The organism is Rhodococcus kronopolitis, from assembly GCF_042654025.1.
In the GTDB taxonomy this organism is placed as follows: domain Bacteria; phylum Actinomycetota; class Actinomycetes; order Mycobacteriales; family Mycobacteriaceae; genus Rhodococcus_G; species Rhodococcus_G kronopolitis.
On sequence record NZ_JBHSFO010000002.1, the window covers coordinates 613,701 to 628,611 of the forward strand.

General features: G+C 70.8%; 14 protein-coding genes and 1 tRNA gene. 10 read left to right on the plus strand and 5 right to left on the minus strand.

Features of this window, described 5'->3' with window-relative positions; translation table 11 throughout:
* The first annotated feature begins 124 nt into the window (after positions 1-124).
* Positions 125-201: transfer RNA gene (locus ACFO6S_RS06130), tRNA-Arg, on the plus strand.
* Positions 202-300: 99 nt separating this feature from the next.
* Here ACFO6S_RS06130 and ACFO6S_RS06135 read toward each other — a convergent pair.
* Positions 301-1,269 carry a glycoside hydrolase family 43 protein gene (locus ACFO6S_RS06135; protein ID WP_378415255.1) on the minus strand — a complete coding sequence of 323 codons (969 nt, stop codon included), beginning with the start codon at positions 1,267-1,269 and terminating at the stop codon, positions 301-303.
* A 326-nt stretch (positions 1,270-1,595) separates the two neighbouring features.
* Entirely contained in the window at positions 1,596-1,775 is a 180-nt protein-coding gene (locus ACFO6S_RS06140) for a hypothetical protein (protein WP_378415059.1), read from the minus strand.
* Here ACFO6S_RS06140 and ACFO6S_RS06145 point away from each other — a divergent pair.
* A complete protein-coding gene (locus ACFO6S_RS06145) occupies positions 1,774-2,370 on the plus strand; it encodes a hypothetical protein (protein WP_378415061.1) in 597 nt (198 codons plus the stop codon). The two genes, ACFO6S_RS06140 and ACFO6S_RS06145, sit on opposite strands and share 2 nt — an antisense overlap.
* Positions 2,371-2,412: 42 nt before the next feature.
* Here ACFO6S_RS06145 and ACFO6S_RS06150 read toward each other — a convergent pair whose 3' ends face one another.
* The 3 genes from ACFO6S_RS06150 to ACFO6S_RS06160 all read right to left on the minus strand — a co-directional run bounded on the left by ACFO6S_RS06150 (position 2,413) and on the right by ACFO6S_RS06160 (position 5,279).
* Positions 2,413-2,583: a hypothetical protein gene (locus ACFO6S_RS06150; protein WP_378415063.1), complete on the minus strand. Its 171-nt coding sequence runs from the start codon at positions 2,581-2,583 to the stop codon at positions 2,413-2,415.
* A 448-nt stretch (positions 2,584-3,031) separates the two neighbouring features.
* Positions 3,032-4,036 carry an endonuclease/exonuclease/phosphatase family protein gene (locus ACFO6S_RS06155; RefSeq protein WP_378415065.1) on the minus strand — a complete coding sequence of 335 codons (1,005 nt, stop codon included), beginning with the start codon at positions 4,034-4,036 and terminating at the stop codon, positions 3,032-3,034.
* 7 nt (positions 4,037-4,043) lie between these two features.
* The gene (locus tag ACFO6S_RS06160) at positions 4,044-5,279 is read right to left on the minus strand and encodes a PucR family transcriptional regulator (RefSeq protein WP_378415066.1); all 1,236 of its coding nucleotides are present in this window, start codon (positions 5,277-5,279) and stop codon (positions 4,044-4,046) included.
* A gap of 283 nt (positions 5,280-5,562) precedes the next feature.
* On the opposite strand from ACFO6S_RS06160, the gene ACFO6S_RS06165 reads away from it, so the two are divergent.
* The 8 genes from ACFO6S_RS06165 to ACFO6S_RS06200 all read left to right on the plus strand — a co-directional run bounded on the left by ACFO6S_RS06165 (position 5,563) and on the right by ACFO6S_RS06200 (position 14,879).
* Complete coding sequence (locus ACFO6S_RS06165; RefSeq protein ID WP_378415068.1) at positions 5,563-6,426, plus strand: alpha/beta fold hydrolase; 864 nt, start codon at positions 5,563-5,565, stop codon at positions 6,424-6,426.
* A complete protein-coding gene (locus tag ACFO6S_RS06170; protein ID WP_378415070.1) occupies positions 6,423-7,004 on the plus strand; it encodes a DUF4203 domain-containing protein in 582 nt (193 codons plus the stop codon). The genes ACFO6S_RS06165 and ACFO6S_RS06170 overlap by 4 nt, the downstream gene beginning before the upstream one ends.
* A 159-nt stretch (positions 7,005-7,163) precedes the next feature.
* The gene (locus ACFO6S_RS06175) at positions 7,164-8,060 is read left to right on the plus strand and encodes an SGNH/GDSL hydrolase family protein (protein WP_378415072.1); all 897 of its coding nucleotides are present in this window, start codon (positions 7,164-7,166) and stop codon (positions 8,058-8,060) included.
* A 107-nt stretch (positions 8,061-8,167) separates the two neighbouring features.
* Entirely contained in the window at positions 8,168-8,695 is a 528-nt protein-coding gene (locus ACFO6S_RS06180) for a PadR family transcriptional regulator (protein ID WP_378415074.1), read from the plus strand.
* Positions 8,696-8,767: 72 nt separating this feature from the next.
* Entirely contained in the window at positions 8,768-10,798 is a 2,031-nt protein-coding gene (locus tag ACFO6S_RS06185; protein ID WP_378415076.1) for an FAD-dependent oxidoreductase, read from the plus strand.
* Positions 10,799-10,888: 90 nt separating this feature from the next.
* Entirely contained in the window at positions 10,889-11,692 is an 804-nt protein-coding gene (gene cmrA, locus ACFO6S_RS06190; protein ID WP_378415077.1) for a mycolate reductase, read from the plus strand.
* Between the two features lie 103 nt (positions 11,693-11,795).
* Positions 11,796-13,139, plus strand: coding sequence for a diaminopimelate decarboxylase (gene lysA / locus ACFO6S_RS06195; protein ID WP_378415079.1), 1,344 nt, complete (start codon positions 11,796-11,798; stop codon positions 13,137-13,139).
* A gap of 105 nt (positions 13,140-13,244) precedes the next feature.
* Positions 13,245-14,879 carry an AMP-binding protein gene (locus ACFO6S_RS06200; protein ID WP_378415081.1) on the plus strand — a complete coding sequence of 545 codons (1,635 nt, stop codon included), beginning with the start codon at positions 13,245-13,247 and terminating at the stop codon, positions 14,877-14,879.
* Positions 14,880-14,911: the final 32 nt, after the last annotated feature.

The following is a 14,911-nucleotide window of genomic DNA, read 5'->3' on the forward strand; positions in this document are numbered from 1 at the left end:
GACTACCAGGGTAAGAGTCCAGCGCCGGTGCGTTCCTGCCAGGTCGACTCGTCGTGACGCACGCCTCCCCCATGGCGCCGCGGGGGTGCCGGTAGACTCCTGTGCCGGTCCCCCCGGGGACCACGCCTCCGTAGCTCAGTTGGATAGAGCAAGAGCCTTCTAATCTCTAGGTCGCAGGTTCGATTCCTGCCGGGGGCACCAGTCCGTACAGGCCAGAACCCCCGTCCCCACCGCACGACGGGGACGGAAGTAGTCGCGTCGTCAGCGCGGGCCGACGGCGCGACCGTCACCGGATCGTCGTCAGGCCGGCTCCCTCATCACACCGACATGGCGCACCGTCCCGGACAGGCCCGGCAGCTCCTGCGCGGGCGACCAGGTGCGCAGACCGTCCGTGCTGTCGGAGTAGAAGTACTTACCTTCGGCGTAGGCGTCGAAGTACATCCGCCAGTCCCCGTTCGGCAACTGGACCACGGCCGGTCCCTCGCGCAGCGTGCCCCAGTTCCCGGCCGGGACGAACGAGTAGGGTCCCGTCACCGACGGCGCGACCGCGTGCTCGATGACCTTCTTCGTCTCGTTCTTCGTGAACGCGTGATAGGTCGATCCCACCTTGACCACCGTGGTGTCGATGTGGTCCGCGCCGATTCCGTCGAGCGGAACCGGCGGGCTCCAGATTCGGAGCCCCGGATCCAGCGCGGTCATCAGATACGGCACGAATCCGCCGCCGGTCGACATCGACAGGATGACGTGGACGCGGTCGCCGTCCACGAACCATTCGGGCGCCCAGGCCTTCGTGGTGAACGGCGACAGCGACGGTCCGTCGCTGAAACCGGCCGACCCCGAGAAGCCCGGCGGACTCGCGGAACCCGTGCCGTCCCCCGTGCCGGGCTGGAAGGCGCAGCAGAACGGGACCGGCCAGGCCCCCAGGAAACTCCAGTTGATGCGGTCGCTGCTGCGCGCGAAGCCGATGTTCGCCCCGTCGACCGTCGTGTAGGTGAGGTAGTAGAACCCGTCCGTGTGCCGGAATATGCTCGAGTCGCGCACCACCCCGGACGGAGGCCGATAGGCCGACAGTCGGAGGGGCTGGAAGTTGGTGCCGTCCCCCGACCCGTACACATCCAAGTCGCGGTCGCTGGTGTTGCTGAACGCCACCATCGTGTACCGCCAGTCCGGTGGTGCGGCGCCACTGTTCCCCGGGACCGCGACCAGTAAGCCCGCCACAGCGAGCGTCACCGTTGATATTGCAGAAAAGCACCCTCGCTTTGTCAGCATCACCGGTGCAGTATCTCCGAGGGCACGCGCACAATGCGCAACTTCGACCGTGGGCGCGGCGGATCGTTATCGACGGCGATGTGTGGTTGCCGACGACCTTCGGCAGGATTCGACCCGGATACCGGGGAAGATCCTGCCGAACTCGAACCGACGATCTGGCACCGAAGCATTCGTTTGCCGTATAACAACCCGGCCTCCGCGGTACAGTCACACTGACATTTGGCGACCTCATGAGGAGCGCTATATGGAAGCAGCCAGCGAGCTGGGCATCGACAGCGGTCGATGCGCTACCACCGGCAGGCGTCGAAAACATCTGGGCCGCAACATCACCCAAGGTCTGCCGCGCGCGCCCTGACCGTGCGAGATTTCGCCTTCACCGAGACACGACGCCGCGCGAGCAGCGGCACCGCCGTCGAGCGGCCCTCGATCGAGCCGCCGGCGATTCGAGTTCGATCGTCGAGATCAACATTGGGGATTGCCATGAAAATGGCCAAGGCTCTTGTCATGCCCGCGCTCGTCTTCGCCGCAGTCACTGCGGCGGCGGGCACCGCCAGCGCACAACCGATCCTGCCCGGGCTTCCCGAAATGCCCGCACTCCCAGCACTTCCCGCATTGCCGGTCAACGTCGAGGCACCCATCCTGCCGACATTGCCAGCGCTCCCGGCACTGCCCGAACTCCCGACCCTGGGCACCCCCGTCGCGGGCCCGGCCATTCCCGGGCTACCCCCGCTGCCGCAACTGCCACCGATGCCGGCCATTCCGGGGCTTCCCCCGATGCCCGGCGCCCCCGAAGCACCGCCGGCACCGCCGGTGGTCAACATGATCGCCGACCAGGCCTTCCCCGACAATCCGACCAAGAAGGCCGCATTCCAGAATGCGGCCGACGAAATCAACATCGGTTGGGCCAACGGCGGTCAGCAGAAGATGATGATCGGCTCCGTCGTCGGCGCGCTCGTCGGCTGCGTGGCAATCTTCCCGAACTTCATGGCCGGCTGCATGATCGGCAACGTGGTCGGCGCAGGCGTCGGCGCCGTCATCGGAATCGACGAGGGCAATCCGAAGGCGCGGCCCGCGGTGGAGGCGTTCCTCGCCACCCCGTAGGCACCCACAGCACGGCCGACGGTGGTGCGTCGGGCGAGCGCGTCAGCTCGGCGCGCCCCTGCGCACCACCGTCAGCTTGGACAGCCGCGACGAGATCCGCCGGTCCTCGCCGTCGCGCAGCAGCGCGATGCCCGACCGGACCTCCTCGACCGACCAGGTTCCAGCCGTGTCGGAAATCTGCACCAGGTCTCCGACCCGCACGGTCTCGCTCATCTGACTCTCCGTCTCCACGCTCCTGCCAGGCGCGCAGACGCGCGCCACCGACACCGACACTTCGATGTCGGTACCGACAATTATCATGTGCCGCGTCGCGGCCCTCACCTGCGGACCACCCGAACCGTCACCGGTCGGACCCTCACCCGAGGTTCCAACTGCGCCCGAAACCGCGCCCCGGCCCTGCCCCGCCGTTCGTCGCAGTACAGCTCTCGGGGTCCGGCGACGACGAAGGGCAGGATTCACCACGGTGCTCCCGATCCTCTCGACCACGGCGGCACGTCGCCGCGAGGTCGCCCCACGGAGGCCGAAACCCGGCCGCACGCCGCCGATCCGGGAGCACCTTCCGCCCACCGCGGCGCGTCGAACGCCCGACGGTAACAGCTGGTGAGTGCCCGTTACCGACGAATCGGTACGTCAAACCACGGGAGGGTACGCGGCGCGAGGCTCAGTCCGAGCCGGGCTGGTCCCCACCCGTCGGCAGCACGACGGCGGCAAGCACCCCTCGGTGATCCGAACCCGGCAGATCGACCGCCTCCGCGCCGGTGACGTCCGCGCCGGCGACCAGGACGTGGTCGATCGCCAGCGCCGGCGGCCACCAGCGGTCCGCGGGATAGGTACGCAGCATCCCCGCGCCGGACTGCTCTGCGGCGTCGCGGAACCCGTCACCGGTGAGCGCCCGGTACTGCGAGTGGTCGAAGGTCGCGTTGAAGTCCCCGCCCACGACGACGGGATCGCCACCGGCGCGCAGACCCCGCAGGATCTGCTGCAGCTGCCCCAGTTCCCTCGACCAGGTGTCGGTCTGTGCCCGCGGGACCGGCGGCAGTGGGTGGGCGGCGACCGCGACGAACGACGGCTGCCCCGGCGGCTGCACCCGCGCCGAGACCATGTTCAGGGCGAACCCGAGGTGCTCGACCTGGTCGGACAGCGGATACCTGCTCCAGATCCCGGTGCCGCCGGCCAGTTCCGCGGTCGGGCGCAGGTATCGGAACGGCAGTTCCTCGTCGAGTCCCGCCGCACCGAGCCGGGGCACCGCGGCGTCGGTCAGTTCATTGACGGTCAGCACGTCGACGTCTCGCGAACGGACTTGCGCGACAATACCTTCCAGATCGGCATTACCGAAGAAGATGTTGGCCTGCAGGACGGTCAGCGCGGACGGGGCGGCGTCGACCCGGTCCGCGGTGTAGAGCGGCAACTGTGTCCACGCCGCGGCCGCGAGAACCGCCGCCGCGACGGCGGTCCCGGCCCACTGCCGAGCCACCGCCAGCGTCACCAACCCGGCAAGCCCACACATCATCAGCAACGGCGCCGCCGAGGCCAGCACCACCAGGAGGGTCGCGGAGGTGTCGAGGTAGTGCGCCGCCACCCCGACCGCCGCCACCAGCACCGCCGACGAACCGAGCGCCACCGCCGCACGCCGAACCCACCGCATCGAATTCCCCGTCGAGGTCATCGGCCGACTATGCCCGCGCGGGCCGGCCCAGCGCGCGCTTGGCGACCAGCGCCGCGCCGACCTGTGGCAGGTCCGCCGGATCCGACGGGTTCAGTCCCGTCAGCTCGAATACCCTGCGCATCCGGTAGTCGACGGTGTTGGCGTGAACGTGCAGCGTGGCCGCGGTGGCCCGGCGGTTGAGCCCGCTGGCCACGTAGGCCTCGAGGGTCTGCATCAGCTCCGGCTTCGCCGCCAGCGGCTCGAGCAGTCGCGCCAGTTCCACGTGTGCGGGACTCGGCCGGCTCAACTGGTACTCGAGCAGGACGTCGGCGAGCCGGTACAGCCCCGGGCCCCGGCCCGAACGGGCGACGAGCGCGATGATCTCCGAGGTCTCGTGCACCGCGGCGGGCACGTTGTCCGGTGTGGCGACCGCCCCGGCAACCCGCAGGTCCGCACCGACCACCACCCGGGCCTGGTCGATCATCTGCCGCAGTTCCTCCCAGTCCGGCGGCGAGGACGGACACGGGATCAGCGCCGTCCCGCCGCTGCTGTCGACGACGGTGAGCGCGGGTTCGCCGGTGATCCGGTCCAGTTCGGCCTGCAGGCGCCGCAGCTTGCGTCGGCCGGCGACGGTTCCGCTGACGCCGTACCCACGCTCGTCGCTGGTCTCGTCGATCGCCAGGCTCAGCGCCAGGTAGTGGGGCGCCACCCGGAGCCCGGTGCGGCGCACCACCGCGTCCACCGGCTCGCCCGAGACCAGCGCCGACATCAGCGACCGGCGGCCCGAGTTCTCCTGGCTGTCCATGATCTGGCGTTCCTCGAGGTACGCGGCACTGACCGCGATGGTGAGCCGCCGCAGGTAGTCCAGGACCATGCCCATGACGACCTGCACGTCGTCCATGTCCTCGGGGCCGGCCCCCTCGAACAGCTCCTTGGACGCCGCGCCGATACCCGCGTGATAGGCGTGCAGGATGGCGTCGAGCGGCACGCCCTCCTCCGCCCGCCGGGCCGCCGAGTTCCGCTGCTCGACCAGTTCGGAGTCGAAGGCGTCGCGGCGTTCGCGCACCAGGGTGGCGAAGAGCTCCATGTTGTACTGGATGATGGCCGCGATCTCGCCGTTCACCTCTTCCCGCGGCAGCGCACGGTAGATCGGCAGCTCGTCGACGAGACCGGCGAGGACCCTCGCCGTCAGATCCGCGGCGACGGAGTTGAGCCAGTTGGCGACCGGTCGACCCGCGATCCGCAGGGGCTGGTCTTGCCACACCACTCTATTGTTATCTGTCACAACCATCCCCTGGAGAATCCGGGCAACATCGCTGGTCAGCACTATGCAGGTGATGCATATCATGGTGTCTCGTCCATTCGCAATGGAAACGCACGAATGAAATGCACAACACAGTGCAACCCGCCGAGGCGGTGACGAACCGGCCACTGCCCAGCGAATTCGTCGACGACCGCACCGAACCGCGCTCGGCCGGGTACGCGACGCGCGCCCCGTCGGCGCCGGGTTCGAATTCGAGCGACCGGCCGCCCGGTAGGTTCGCACCATGAGGCCACGCAGCGCCGCGAACGACGTCCCGACGGACTCGGTCGAGGTGGGCGAGTTCACCTTCGACGTCACCGCCGCGGGACCACCCGACGGCCCCCCGACGATGCTGCTGCACGGGTTCCCGCAGACCCCGGCCTGCTGGCGGGCGCTGACGCCGCTCCTCACCGCCGCCGGGCTGCGGGTGATCGCCCCGGCGCAACGCGGCTACTCCCCCCGCGCCCGGCCCGTCGGGGTCGAGCACTACGCGATGCCGCACCTGGTCGCCGACGTCGTCGGCCTGCTCGACGCCCTCGACATCGATTCGGTCCACCTGGTCGGCCACGACTGGGGCGCCGCGGTGGCCTGGGCGCTCACCGCGGCGCATCCGGAGCGGGTCCGCACGCTCACCGCCGTGTCGGTCCCGCACCCCGGCGCGTTCAGCCGCGCGCGACGCGAGAACGACGACCAACGCGACCGCTCGCGCTACATCGACCTCTTCCGCGACGGCGACCGCGCCGAGCGGTTGCTGCTGGCGGACGCCGGCCGACGGCTGCGCGCGGTGTACGACGACGTGGACCCGGCCCGGGCCGACGTGCACGTGCGGGCGTTGACCGAGCCTGGCGCGCTCACCGCGGCACTGTCCTGGTACCGGGCGATGGACCGGACCATGAACGCGCTGCCACCGGTCCGCGTGCCGACGACATACGTGTGGAGCACCGCCGACACGGCGATCGGCCGCGCCGGGGCGCAAATGTGCGGCGAATTCGTCGACGCCCCGTACCGTTTCGTGGAACTGGACGGGGTCAGCCACTGGATCCCGGAGGTCGCCGCCCCGGCACTCGCGGAGGCGGTCCTGGCGCGCGTGAAGGGGAACGAACGATGAGCGGACTCGCGGTACTGCTGGTCGGCGTGGTGCTGTGCTTCTGGGGCATCGGATCACTGCACGTCGCGGTGCTGGCGGCCGGCTTCGGACTCGGCTGGTTGATCGCCGACCTGTTCAACGCGTCACTGACGACGCTGTTCCTGTTCGCGCTGATCGGCGCGGTCACCGCGTGGGTCGTCACCTCGTTGATCTTCAAGTTCTCCGCCTACTTCATCGGCGGACTCACCGGCGCGATGGCGGGCGCAAAGCTAGCGGACGTGTTGCAGCACGGCGACAGCAACTGGGCCCTGAGCGGGATCGTGATCGTCTCGGTGGGAGTCGCCTCCGCCTTCCTGGCCGACAGGTACCGGGCCCGGGCGCTGCTGTGGCTGACCTCGATCGGTGGCGCCAGCATGATCCTGGGCGGACTCGGCCGCACCACCGACTCGCTCGCGTTCCTGCACGACCCGGCCGAGGGCTGGGAGCAGGTCACCTCGACGCTGCTGTGGATCGCGCTCGCCGGCGCCGGCTGGTTCGTGCAGCGCCGACTGTTCCCGGAGAAGCTCCAGCTCGACACCAGGAACGGCGCCCGCAAGTAGGGGCAGCCCACTCGTGTGGGGCAGCAGGCGCCGGGGAGTCACCGCGGCACGACACTCCGCCCTCGCTCCTCCACCGGCCGCCCCGCATTCGTACGCCATTTCGTGTTTCAGCTTCTTGATCGGTCCGCCAAGACCTTCTTCGAAGAACTGGAGTCGACGATGCACGCGAGACTTCTGACCCTCGGCGTCGCCCTCGCCGCCGCCGTACTCGGCATCGCCGCCACGCCCGCCGCGGCCCCGGTGGCGGTGCCCGCACCCATCGCCGCGGCGGATCCGCCGCCGGCGGTGACCTACTACGTCTCGCTCGGCGATTCCGTGGCCGCGGGCTACCAGCCGACCACGGGCCGGGACGAACCCGTCTCGTACAGCGACAACCTCTACGCGACCCTGCGCCAATCAGATCCGAACCTGAGGTTCGTCCGCCTCGGCTGCGACAGCGAGACCACCACGACGATGATCGACGGCGGCGGCCGGTGCGCCTACCCCGGTGCACGGTCCCAGCTCGACTACGCGACCCAGTTCCTGGCCGCGCACCGCGGACAGGTCAGGTTCGTCACCGAGGACATCGGCTCCAACGACATCTATCCCTGCCTCGGCCGGGCGCCCGCGGGGCTGCCCGACCCGGGCTGCCTCACCGAGCGACTCGCCACCGTCGGCGCCAACCTGACCCGGATCAACAGCGCGTTGCGGGCGGCCGGCGGGGACGGTCCGCGCTACGTCGGGATGAACTACTACGAATCGCAGATCGCCAGCTGGCGCGTCGGCGAGCCGGGCCGCACGCGGGCGACCGCGGTCGCGTCCGCGAAGAACCTCCTCGGCGCGACCATCGGCGCCGCGAACAGCGCGACCGGCTGGCAGACCGCCGACGTGGCAGGCGCGTTCGCCAGCAACGACTTCGGCAACCCGGTCGACGTTCCGGGCCACGGATCCCTCCCCCGCAACGTCGCGACGATCTGCACGTTGACCTGGATGTGCTCGGAATACAAGGACATCCACGCGAACCCGGCCGGTCATCGGGTGATCGCGGCGACCTTCCTGCCGCTGCTGACGGGTTGACCGGCACCCGTCCGAGGGTCTCGCATGCTTGGCCACCAGACCTCTATTCGCTTCGTTGCATATTCACCCCGTTGCATAGTCATCGCGTTGCATGAATACTGAGCCGCGTGGCACTCGAACACGCACTCCTGGTCTCGCTCGCCGAGCAGTCCGGCTCGGGCTACGAGCTGGCGCGCCGATTCGACAAGTCGATCGGCTTCTTCTGGAGCGCCAGCCACCAGCAGATCTACCGGGTGCTCAAGCGGATGGACACCTCCGGCTGGGTCGACGGCGAAGTCGTCGGCCAGGACGGCCGGCCGGACAAGCGGGTCTACCGCGTGAGCGCGGACGGCCGCGCCGAGCTGCGGCGATGGATCGCCGAACCGACCGCGGCCGGACATCTCCGCGACGAGCTGGCGGTGAAGATCCGGGCGGCGGCGCACGGCGACCTCGACGACCTACGCGCCGAGGTCACCCGGCACCGCGACGACCATGCCGGACGCCTCGAGCTCTACCGGCAGATCGAGAAGCGCGACTTCCCGACCCCGAACGCGCTGACCGGCACCGACCTGCACCAGTACCTGGTGCTGCGCGGCGGCATCCGGGTCGAGGACGGCTTCACCGCCTGGTGCCAGGAGGTACTCGATGCCCTCTGACCGTCCGGCACGCCGGACACCCGACCCGATCCGATCCGCCAGCGACACACCGACCCGCGAGAGGCCGCATCCGTGAGCAACCCGTACCCGAACCTGCTCTCCCCCCTGGACCTCGGCTTCACCACCCTGCGCAACCGCGTCGTGATGGGGTCGATGCACACCGGGCTCGAGGACCGCACCCGTGACCTCCCGAAGCTGGCGGCCTACTTCGCCGAACGCGCCCGCGGCGGGGTGGGGCTCATCGTCACCGGCGGCTACGCGCCCAACCGGACCGGCTGGCTGCTACCGCTCGGCGCGGACCTGATCACCAAGTCGCAGGCGGCCAGGCACCGTGTGGTCACCGATGCCGTGCACGCCGAGGGCGGCAAGATCGCGCTGCAGATCCTGCACGCCGGCCGCTACTCCTACCAGCCGCTGAGCGTTTCCGCGTCCTCGATCAAGGCCCCCATCAACCCGTTCCGGCCGCGGGCGCTGACCGGTCGCGGCATCGAGTCGACGATCGACGACTACGCCCGCTGTGCCCGGCTGGCCCAGTCCGCCGGCTACGACGGCGTCGAGATCATGGGCGGCGAGGGCTACCTGGTCAACCAGTTCCTCGCCGAACGCACCAACCGACGCACCGACCGGTGGGGTGGCAGCGCCGAGAACCGGCGCCGGTTCGCCGTCGAGATCGTCCGGCGCACCCGGGCGGCCGTCGGACCGAACTTCGTCATCCTGTTCCGGCTGTCCATGGCCGACCTGGTCGAGAAGGGGCAGACCTGGGACGAGATCGTCACCCTCGCCCGCGAGCTCGAGGACGCCGGCACCACGATCCTCAACACCGACATCGGCTGGCACGAGTCCCGGGTGCCGACCATCGTCACCTCGGTCCCGCGGGCCGCCTTCGCCGACTTCACCGCCCGGCTCGCCCGCGAGGTGAGCATTCCGGTGTGTGCGTCGAACCGGATCAACATGCCCGAGACGGCCGAGGAGATCCTCGACGGCGGCGACGTCCAGCTGATCTCGATGGCCAGGCCGATGCTCGCGGACCCCGAGTGGGTCCGCAAGGCCGAGGCCGACCGGACCGACGAGATCAACACCTGCATCGCCTGCAACCAGGCCTGCCTCGACCACGCCTTCGTGAACAAGCCCGTGTCCTGCCTGCTCAATCCGAGGGCTGCCCGCGAGACCGAGCTGGTGCTCTCCCCCACCCGACGCGCCAAGAACGTCGCGGTGGTCGGGGCCGGCCCCGCCGGGCTGTCCGCGGCGCTGAACCTGGCCGAACGGGGCCACACCGTCGAACTCTTCGAGGCCGGCGACGAACTCGGCGGCCAGTTCGGGATCGCGCGCCGGATCCCCGGCAAGGAGGAGTTCGCGGAGACCATCCGCTACTACGCCCGGCGGCTCGAGCTGACCGGGGTGAAGGTGCACCTGAACACCCGGGTCACCGCGCCCGAGCTGATCGAGGGCGGTTACGACGAGGTGGTCCTCGCAACCGGCGTCACCCCGCGCGTCCCGGCGATCCCGGGCGTCGACCACCCGAGCGTGCTCACCTACGCCGAGCTGGTCCGCGGTCACCGCACCGTCGGCGACACCGTCGCGGTGATCGGCGCAGGCGGCATCGGCGTCGACGTCTCCGAGTTCCTCACCCACGAATCCTCCCCGACACTCGATCTCGGTCGGTGGCAACGGGAATGGGGCGTCACCGCCGACGAGACCGCGGCCGGGGCGCTCGCCACACCGGTGTCCGAGCCGTCGCCGCGGCAGGTGTACCTGCTCCAGCGCAAGCCGGGACAGATCGGCAAGGGCCTGGGCAAGACCTCCGGCTGGGTGCACCGGGCGGCACTGAAGAAGAAGGGCGTGCACCAGGTCTCGGGCGTGAACTACGAGCGGATCGACGACGCGGGCCTGCACATCACCTTCGGCGACAAGCGGGAACGCCCGCAGACGCTGACGGTGGACAACGTGGTGCTGTGCGCGGGCCAGGAGTCGGTGCGCGAGCTCGCCGACGAGCTGACCGCAGCGGGAGTGAGCCTGCACGTGATCGGCGGCGCGGACGTCGCGGCCGAACTCGACGCCAAGCGGGCCATCGAGCAGGGCACCCGGCTCGCGGCATCGTTGTGAGGGCACAGGCGGCTCCGCCGCTCGGGTGCGGCTGCCGTCCCCCTGGACCCGCACACCGCGCACGAGCGCGGAGCGCCTAACCTGGCCACCGTGAGCCTGCCTACCCCCACCCCTGATGCCCGCGCGGTCGTGACCGGCGCCTCCTCCGGAATCGGCGAGGCGCTGGCCGCCGACCTGGCCGCGCGCGGTCACTCGCTGATCCTGGTCGCCCGGCGCGGCGACCTGCTCGACGCGCTGGCGCAGCGCCTGACCGAGGCGCACGGCGTCACCGTCGAGGTGCGCGCGGTCGACCTGTCCGACCGTGACGCCCGCGCGGTGCTCACCACCGAGCTGGCGCAGCGCCCGGTCTCGATCCTGTGCAACAACGCCGGGATCGCGACGTTCGGCCCGATCGCCGAGCTGGACCCGGGCTACGAGCGGGACCAGGTCGAGCTCAACGCCGTTGCGGTGCATGACCTCACGCTCGCGGTGCTGCCGGGGATGCTGGCCCGTGACTCCGGGGCCATCCTGATGGTCGGGTCGGCGGCAGGCAACATGCCGATCCCGAACAACGCCACCTACGCGGCGACGAAGGCGTTCGTGAACACCTTCTCCGAGTCGCTGCGCGGCGAGCTGTCCGGGACCGGCGTCAACGTGACGCTGCTCGCGCCCGGCCCGGTGCGCACCGAGGAGCCGGACCCGGCGGAGGCCTCGCTGGTCGACAGGCTGGTGCCGGACTTCCTCTGGATCTCCAGCGCCTACACGGCGAAGCTCTCCCTGGACTCGCTCGCGAAGAACAAGATGCGGGTGGTGCCGGGCCTGATCAGCAAGGGCATGTCGGTGGCCGGGCAGTACACCCCGCGGGCCGTGATCGCGCCGATCGTCGGCACCTTCTACAAGAAGCTCGGCGGCTAGGCGTAAGCCTTCGCCCCGCGGCCGTCAGGGTCCCGTCAAGGACGGCGGATCCGGCGGCCGCGGCGGGTACTCCGGAGGGTGACACCCACCCAAGGAGCCCACGGTGACCCTGCTCGAGATCTTCCCCTCGTTGCGCTCGGCAATGACCCCGCGCCTCGACCCCGCCGTCTGGCCGGCCAGCACCCACGTCGACGACCACGGCCGCATCACCGTAGCCGGGGTCGCGCTGGCGGACATCGCGGACCAGTACGGCACGCCGAGCTACGTCCTCGACGAACTCGACCTGAGGCACCGCTGCCGCACCTACCGAGAAGTCTTCCCCGAGGCCGAGATCGCATACGCCGGAAAGGCGCTGCTGACCCGGGCCGTGGCCACCTGGGTCACCGAGGAGGGCCTCTCGCTCGACGTGTGCTCGGCGGGCGAACTCGCCATTGCCCTGTCCGCGGGCGTCGATCCGCGGCGAATCATCATGCACGGCAACGCCAAGACCCCGGCCGAGCTGTCCGCCGCCCGGGACGCCGGCGTCGGACGGATCGTGATCGACTCGCATGCCGAGATCACCCTGCTGGCCGCGACGCTGAACCGCCGCCAGAACGTCCTCGTCCGGGTCACCCCGGGGATCGACGCGCACACCCACCGGGCGGTCGCCACCGGCGTCACCGACCAGAAGTTCGGCTTCCCCCTCGAGCACGGCCAGGCCGACGAGGCCGTCAGGAGGGTGCTCGGGCAGCCACGCCTGAACCTGGTCGGGCTGCACTGCCACCTCGGTTCGCAGATCACCGACGCCCGGCACTTCGGCACCGCGGTGGATCGGATGATCGCGCAGATGGCACAGATCCGGATCGACCACGGCACCATCCTCACCGAACTCAACCTCGGTGGCGGGCACGGTATCTCGTATGTGGGGGGCGAACCGCAGCTGGACCTGAGCGCACTGGCCGCGACGCTCGACGACGCACTCGACGACGCCTGTGCGCGGCACCGCTTCCCCCGACCGCGCATCACCCTCGAACCCGGCCGCGCGGTGGCGGCCCGGGCCGGGGTGACCGTCTACCGGGTGGTGTCGGTCAAGCACGTGACCGGCGGCCGGACGTTCGTCTGCGTCGACGGCGGGATGAGCGACAACCCGCGGGTCGCGCTGTACGGCGCGCACTACAGCGTCGCCCTCGCGAATCGGCACTCGATCGCCGCGCCTGCGGTGGTCACGGTCGCGGGCAGGCACTGCGAGGCCGGCGACGAGCTGGCGGTGGATGTGCAACTGCCCTCCGACCTGCACCCCGGCGACGTGCTCGCCGTCCCCGGTACCGGCGCCTACCACCACAGCCTCGCATCGACGTACAACGCGGTCGGGCGGCCGCCGATCGTCGCGGTGCGCGAGGGCAGCAGCCGCGAGGTGATCCGGCGCGAGACCGTCGAGGACCTGATGCGGCGCGAGCTGTCCTGGTAGCCGTGGCGCCCGTCCTTACCGGCAAGTAGGTTGATCCCGTGTGGCGTGCGACACCATGTCGCCGCCGCCGGGACCACCTCACCGCCACCAGGAGGACACCACCCGATGCCGCGCCTTTCCGGAGCCACCGACCTGATCAAGGGCCTGGTCCCCATCACCCGCGCCGGCATCCTCGGCCCGATCGGGCCGGGTCGGCTCGCCGGGGTGGTCTCCGCCTGGTACCAGTGGGACTTCACCGCAGGCGGGCTGCTGGCGGTGGCCGCGCGCCGCGACGGCGACCGGATCGCCGTCGTCGACGAGCTCGGCGCGATCAGCTACCGGCAACTCGACGCGGACGCGCACGCCCTCGCCGTCGCCCTGCACGACCGTGGCCTGCGCGAGCGTGGGCGGATCGGTGTCCTCGCGCGCAACCACCGCGGCTTCCTCGTCGCGATGGGCGCCTCGTCGCGGCTCGGCACCGACCTGGTGCTGCTCAACACCGGCGCCTCGGCCGCCCAGCTCGCGGAGGTCGCCGCCGAGCAGAAGCTGGACTGGCTGCTGGTCGACCCCGAGTTCGCCGCCCTGATCCCGGACTCCACGATGCGCGTGGCCGTCTTCACGGATCCCGACGCCGAGCACCCCCACGCCGAGGGCTGGGCGCGGTTCGACGGGCTGGTCGAGGACGGCCGCCGCGGCGGCGCCTCCGGGCTGCCCGCCCGCCCGCGACGCGGCCGGATCGTCGTCCTCACCTCCGGCACCACCGGCACCCCGAAGGGCGCCAACCGGCCCGAACCGCACAGCTGGATGCCCGCCTCCGCGCTGCTGTCCCGGCTGCCGCTGCGCAGCGGCGAGACGACGGTGGTCGCGTCGCCGATCTTCCACACCTGGGGCCTGGCCGCGGTGCAGATCGCGCTCGCGTTGCGTTCGACCGTGGTGCTGAGCCGGCGCTTCGACCCCGCCGCCACCGTCGCGCTGGTCGCCGGGCACCGCGCCAGCGCCCTCTGGGTGGTGCCGACGATGCTCCAACGCATCACCGACCTGCCCGCCGACGAACGCGCGGCGGATCTGTCGGCGCTGCGGGTGATCGCCGCCAGCGGCTCCGCCATCCCGACCGGCGTCGTGCACCGGACCCGCGAGGTGTTCGGACCGGTGCTGTACAACTTCTACGGCTCCACCGAGGTGAGCTGGGCCTCGATCGCCCAGCCCCACGAGCTCGACGCGCACCCGACCACCGCAGGCAGGCCCCCGCTCGGCACGGTGCTGCGGATCCTCGACGACCGGGGCGCCGAGGTGCCCCGCGGCGCCGTCGGCCGGGTCTTCGTCGGCAACGGCATGCTCTTCGAGGGCTACACCCGCGACGGCAGCGAGAAGGAGGTCCGGGACGGCCTGATGGCCACCGGCGACCTCGGCCACTTCGACGCCGACGGCCTGCTCTTCCTCGACGGGCGCAGCGACGACATGATCGTCTCCGGCGGCGAGAACGTCTACCCGCGCGAGGTCGAGGACCTGCTCAGCCTGCTGCCCGGGGTGCTGGAGAACGCCGTGGTCGGCGCCGAGGACCCCGAGTTCGGCGCCCGCCTGGTCGCCTACGTGGTGCGCGGCGGGGGCGCCGACGGCGAGGCGCTCAGCGAGGACGCCATCCGCGTCCACGTCAAGGCCCACCTGGCCCGCTTCTGCGTGCCCCGCGAGGTGGTCTTCCTGGACGAGCTGCCCCGCAATCCCGCGGGCAAGGTGGTCCCCCGGCTGCTCCCGAAACCCTGAGGCGGCCACGCCGCTCGTGCGCGGTCGACGGG

Bases quoted from the DNA above. Each gene is read 5' to 3' on its own strand.
- ACFO6S_RS06135 (WP_378415255.1), bottom strand. From the start codon at position 1,269: ATGCTGACAAAGCGAGGGTGCTTTTCTGCAATATCAACGGTGACGCTC.
- ACFO6S_RS06170 (WP_378415070.1), top strand. From the start codon at position 6,423: ATGAGCGGACTCGCGGTACTGCTGGTCGGCGTGGTGCTGTGCTTCTGG.
- ACFO6S_RS06150 (WP_378415063.1), bottom strand. From the start codon at position 2,583: ATGAGCGAGACCGTGCGGGTCGGAGACCTGGTGCAGATTTCCGACACG.
- ACFO6S_RS06175 (WP_378415072.1), top strand. From the start codon at position 7,164: ATGCACGCGAGACTTCTGACCCTCGGCGTCGCCCTCGCCGCCGCCGTA.
- ACFO6S_RS06155 (WP_378415065.1), bottom strand. From the start codon at position 4,036: ATGACCTCGACGGGGAATTCGATGCGGTGGGTTCGGCGTGCGGCGGTG.
- ACFO6S_RS06140 (WP_378415059.1), bottom strand. From the start codon at position 1,775: ATGACAAGAGCCTTGGCCATTTTCATGGCAATCCCCAATGTTGATCTC.
- ACFO6S_RS06145 (WP_378415061.1), top strand. From the start codon at position 1,774: ATGCCCGCGCTCGTCTTCGCCGCAGTCACTGCGGCGGCGGGCACCGCC.
- ACFO6S_RS06165 (WP_378415068.1), top strand. From the start codon at position 5,563: ATGAGGCCACGCAGCGCCGCGAACGACGTCCCGACGGACTCGGTCGAG.
- ACFO6S_RS06200 (WP_378415081.1), top strand. From the start codon at position 13,245: ATGCCGCGCCTTTCCGGAGCCACCGACCTGATCAAGGGCCTGGTCCCC.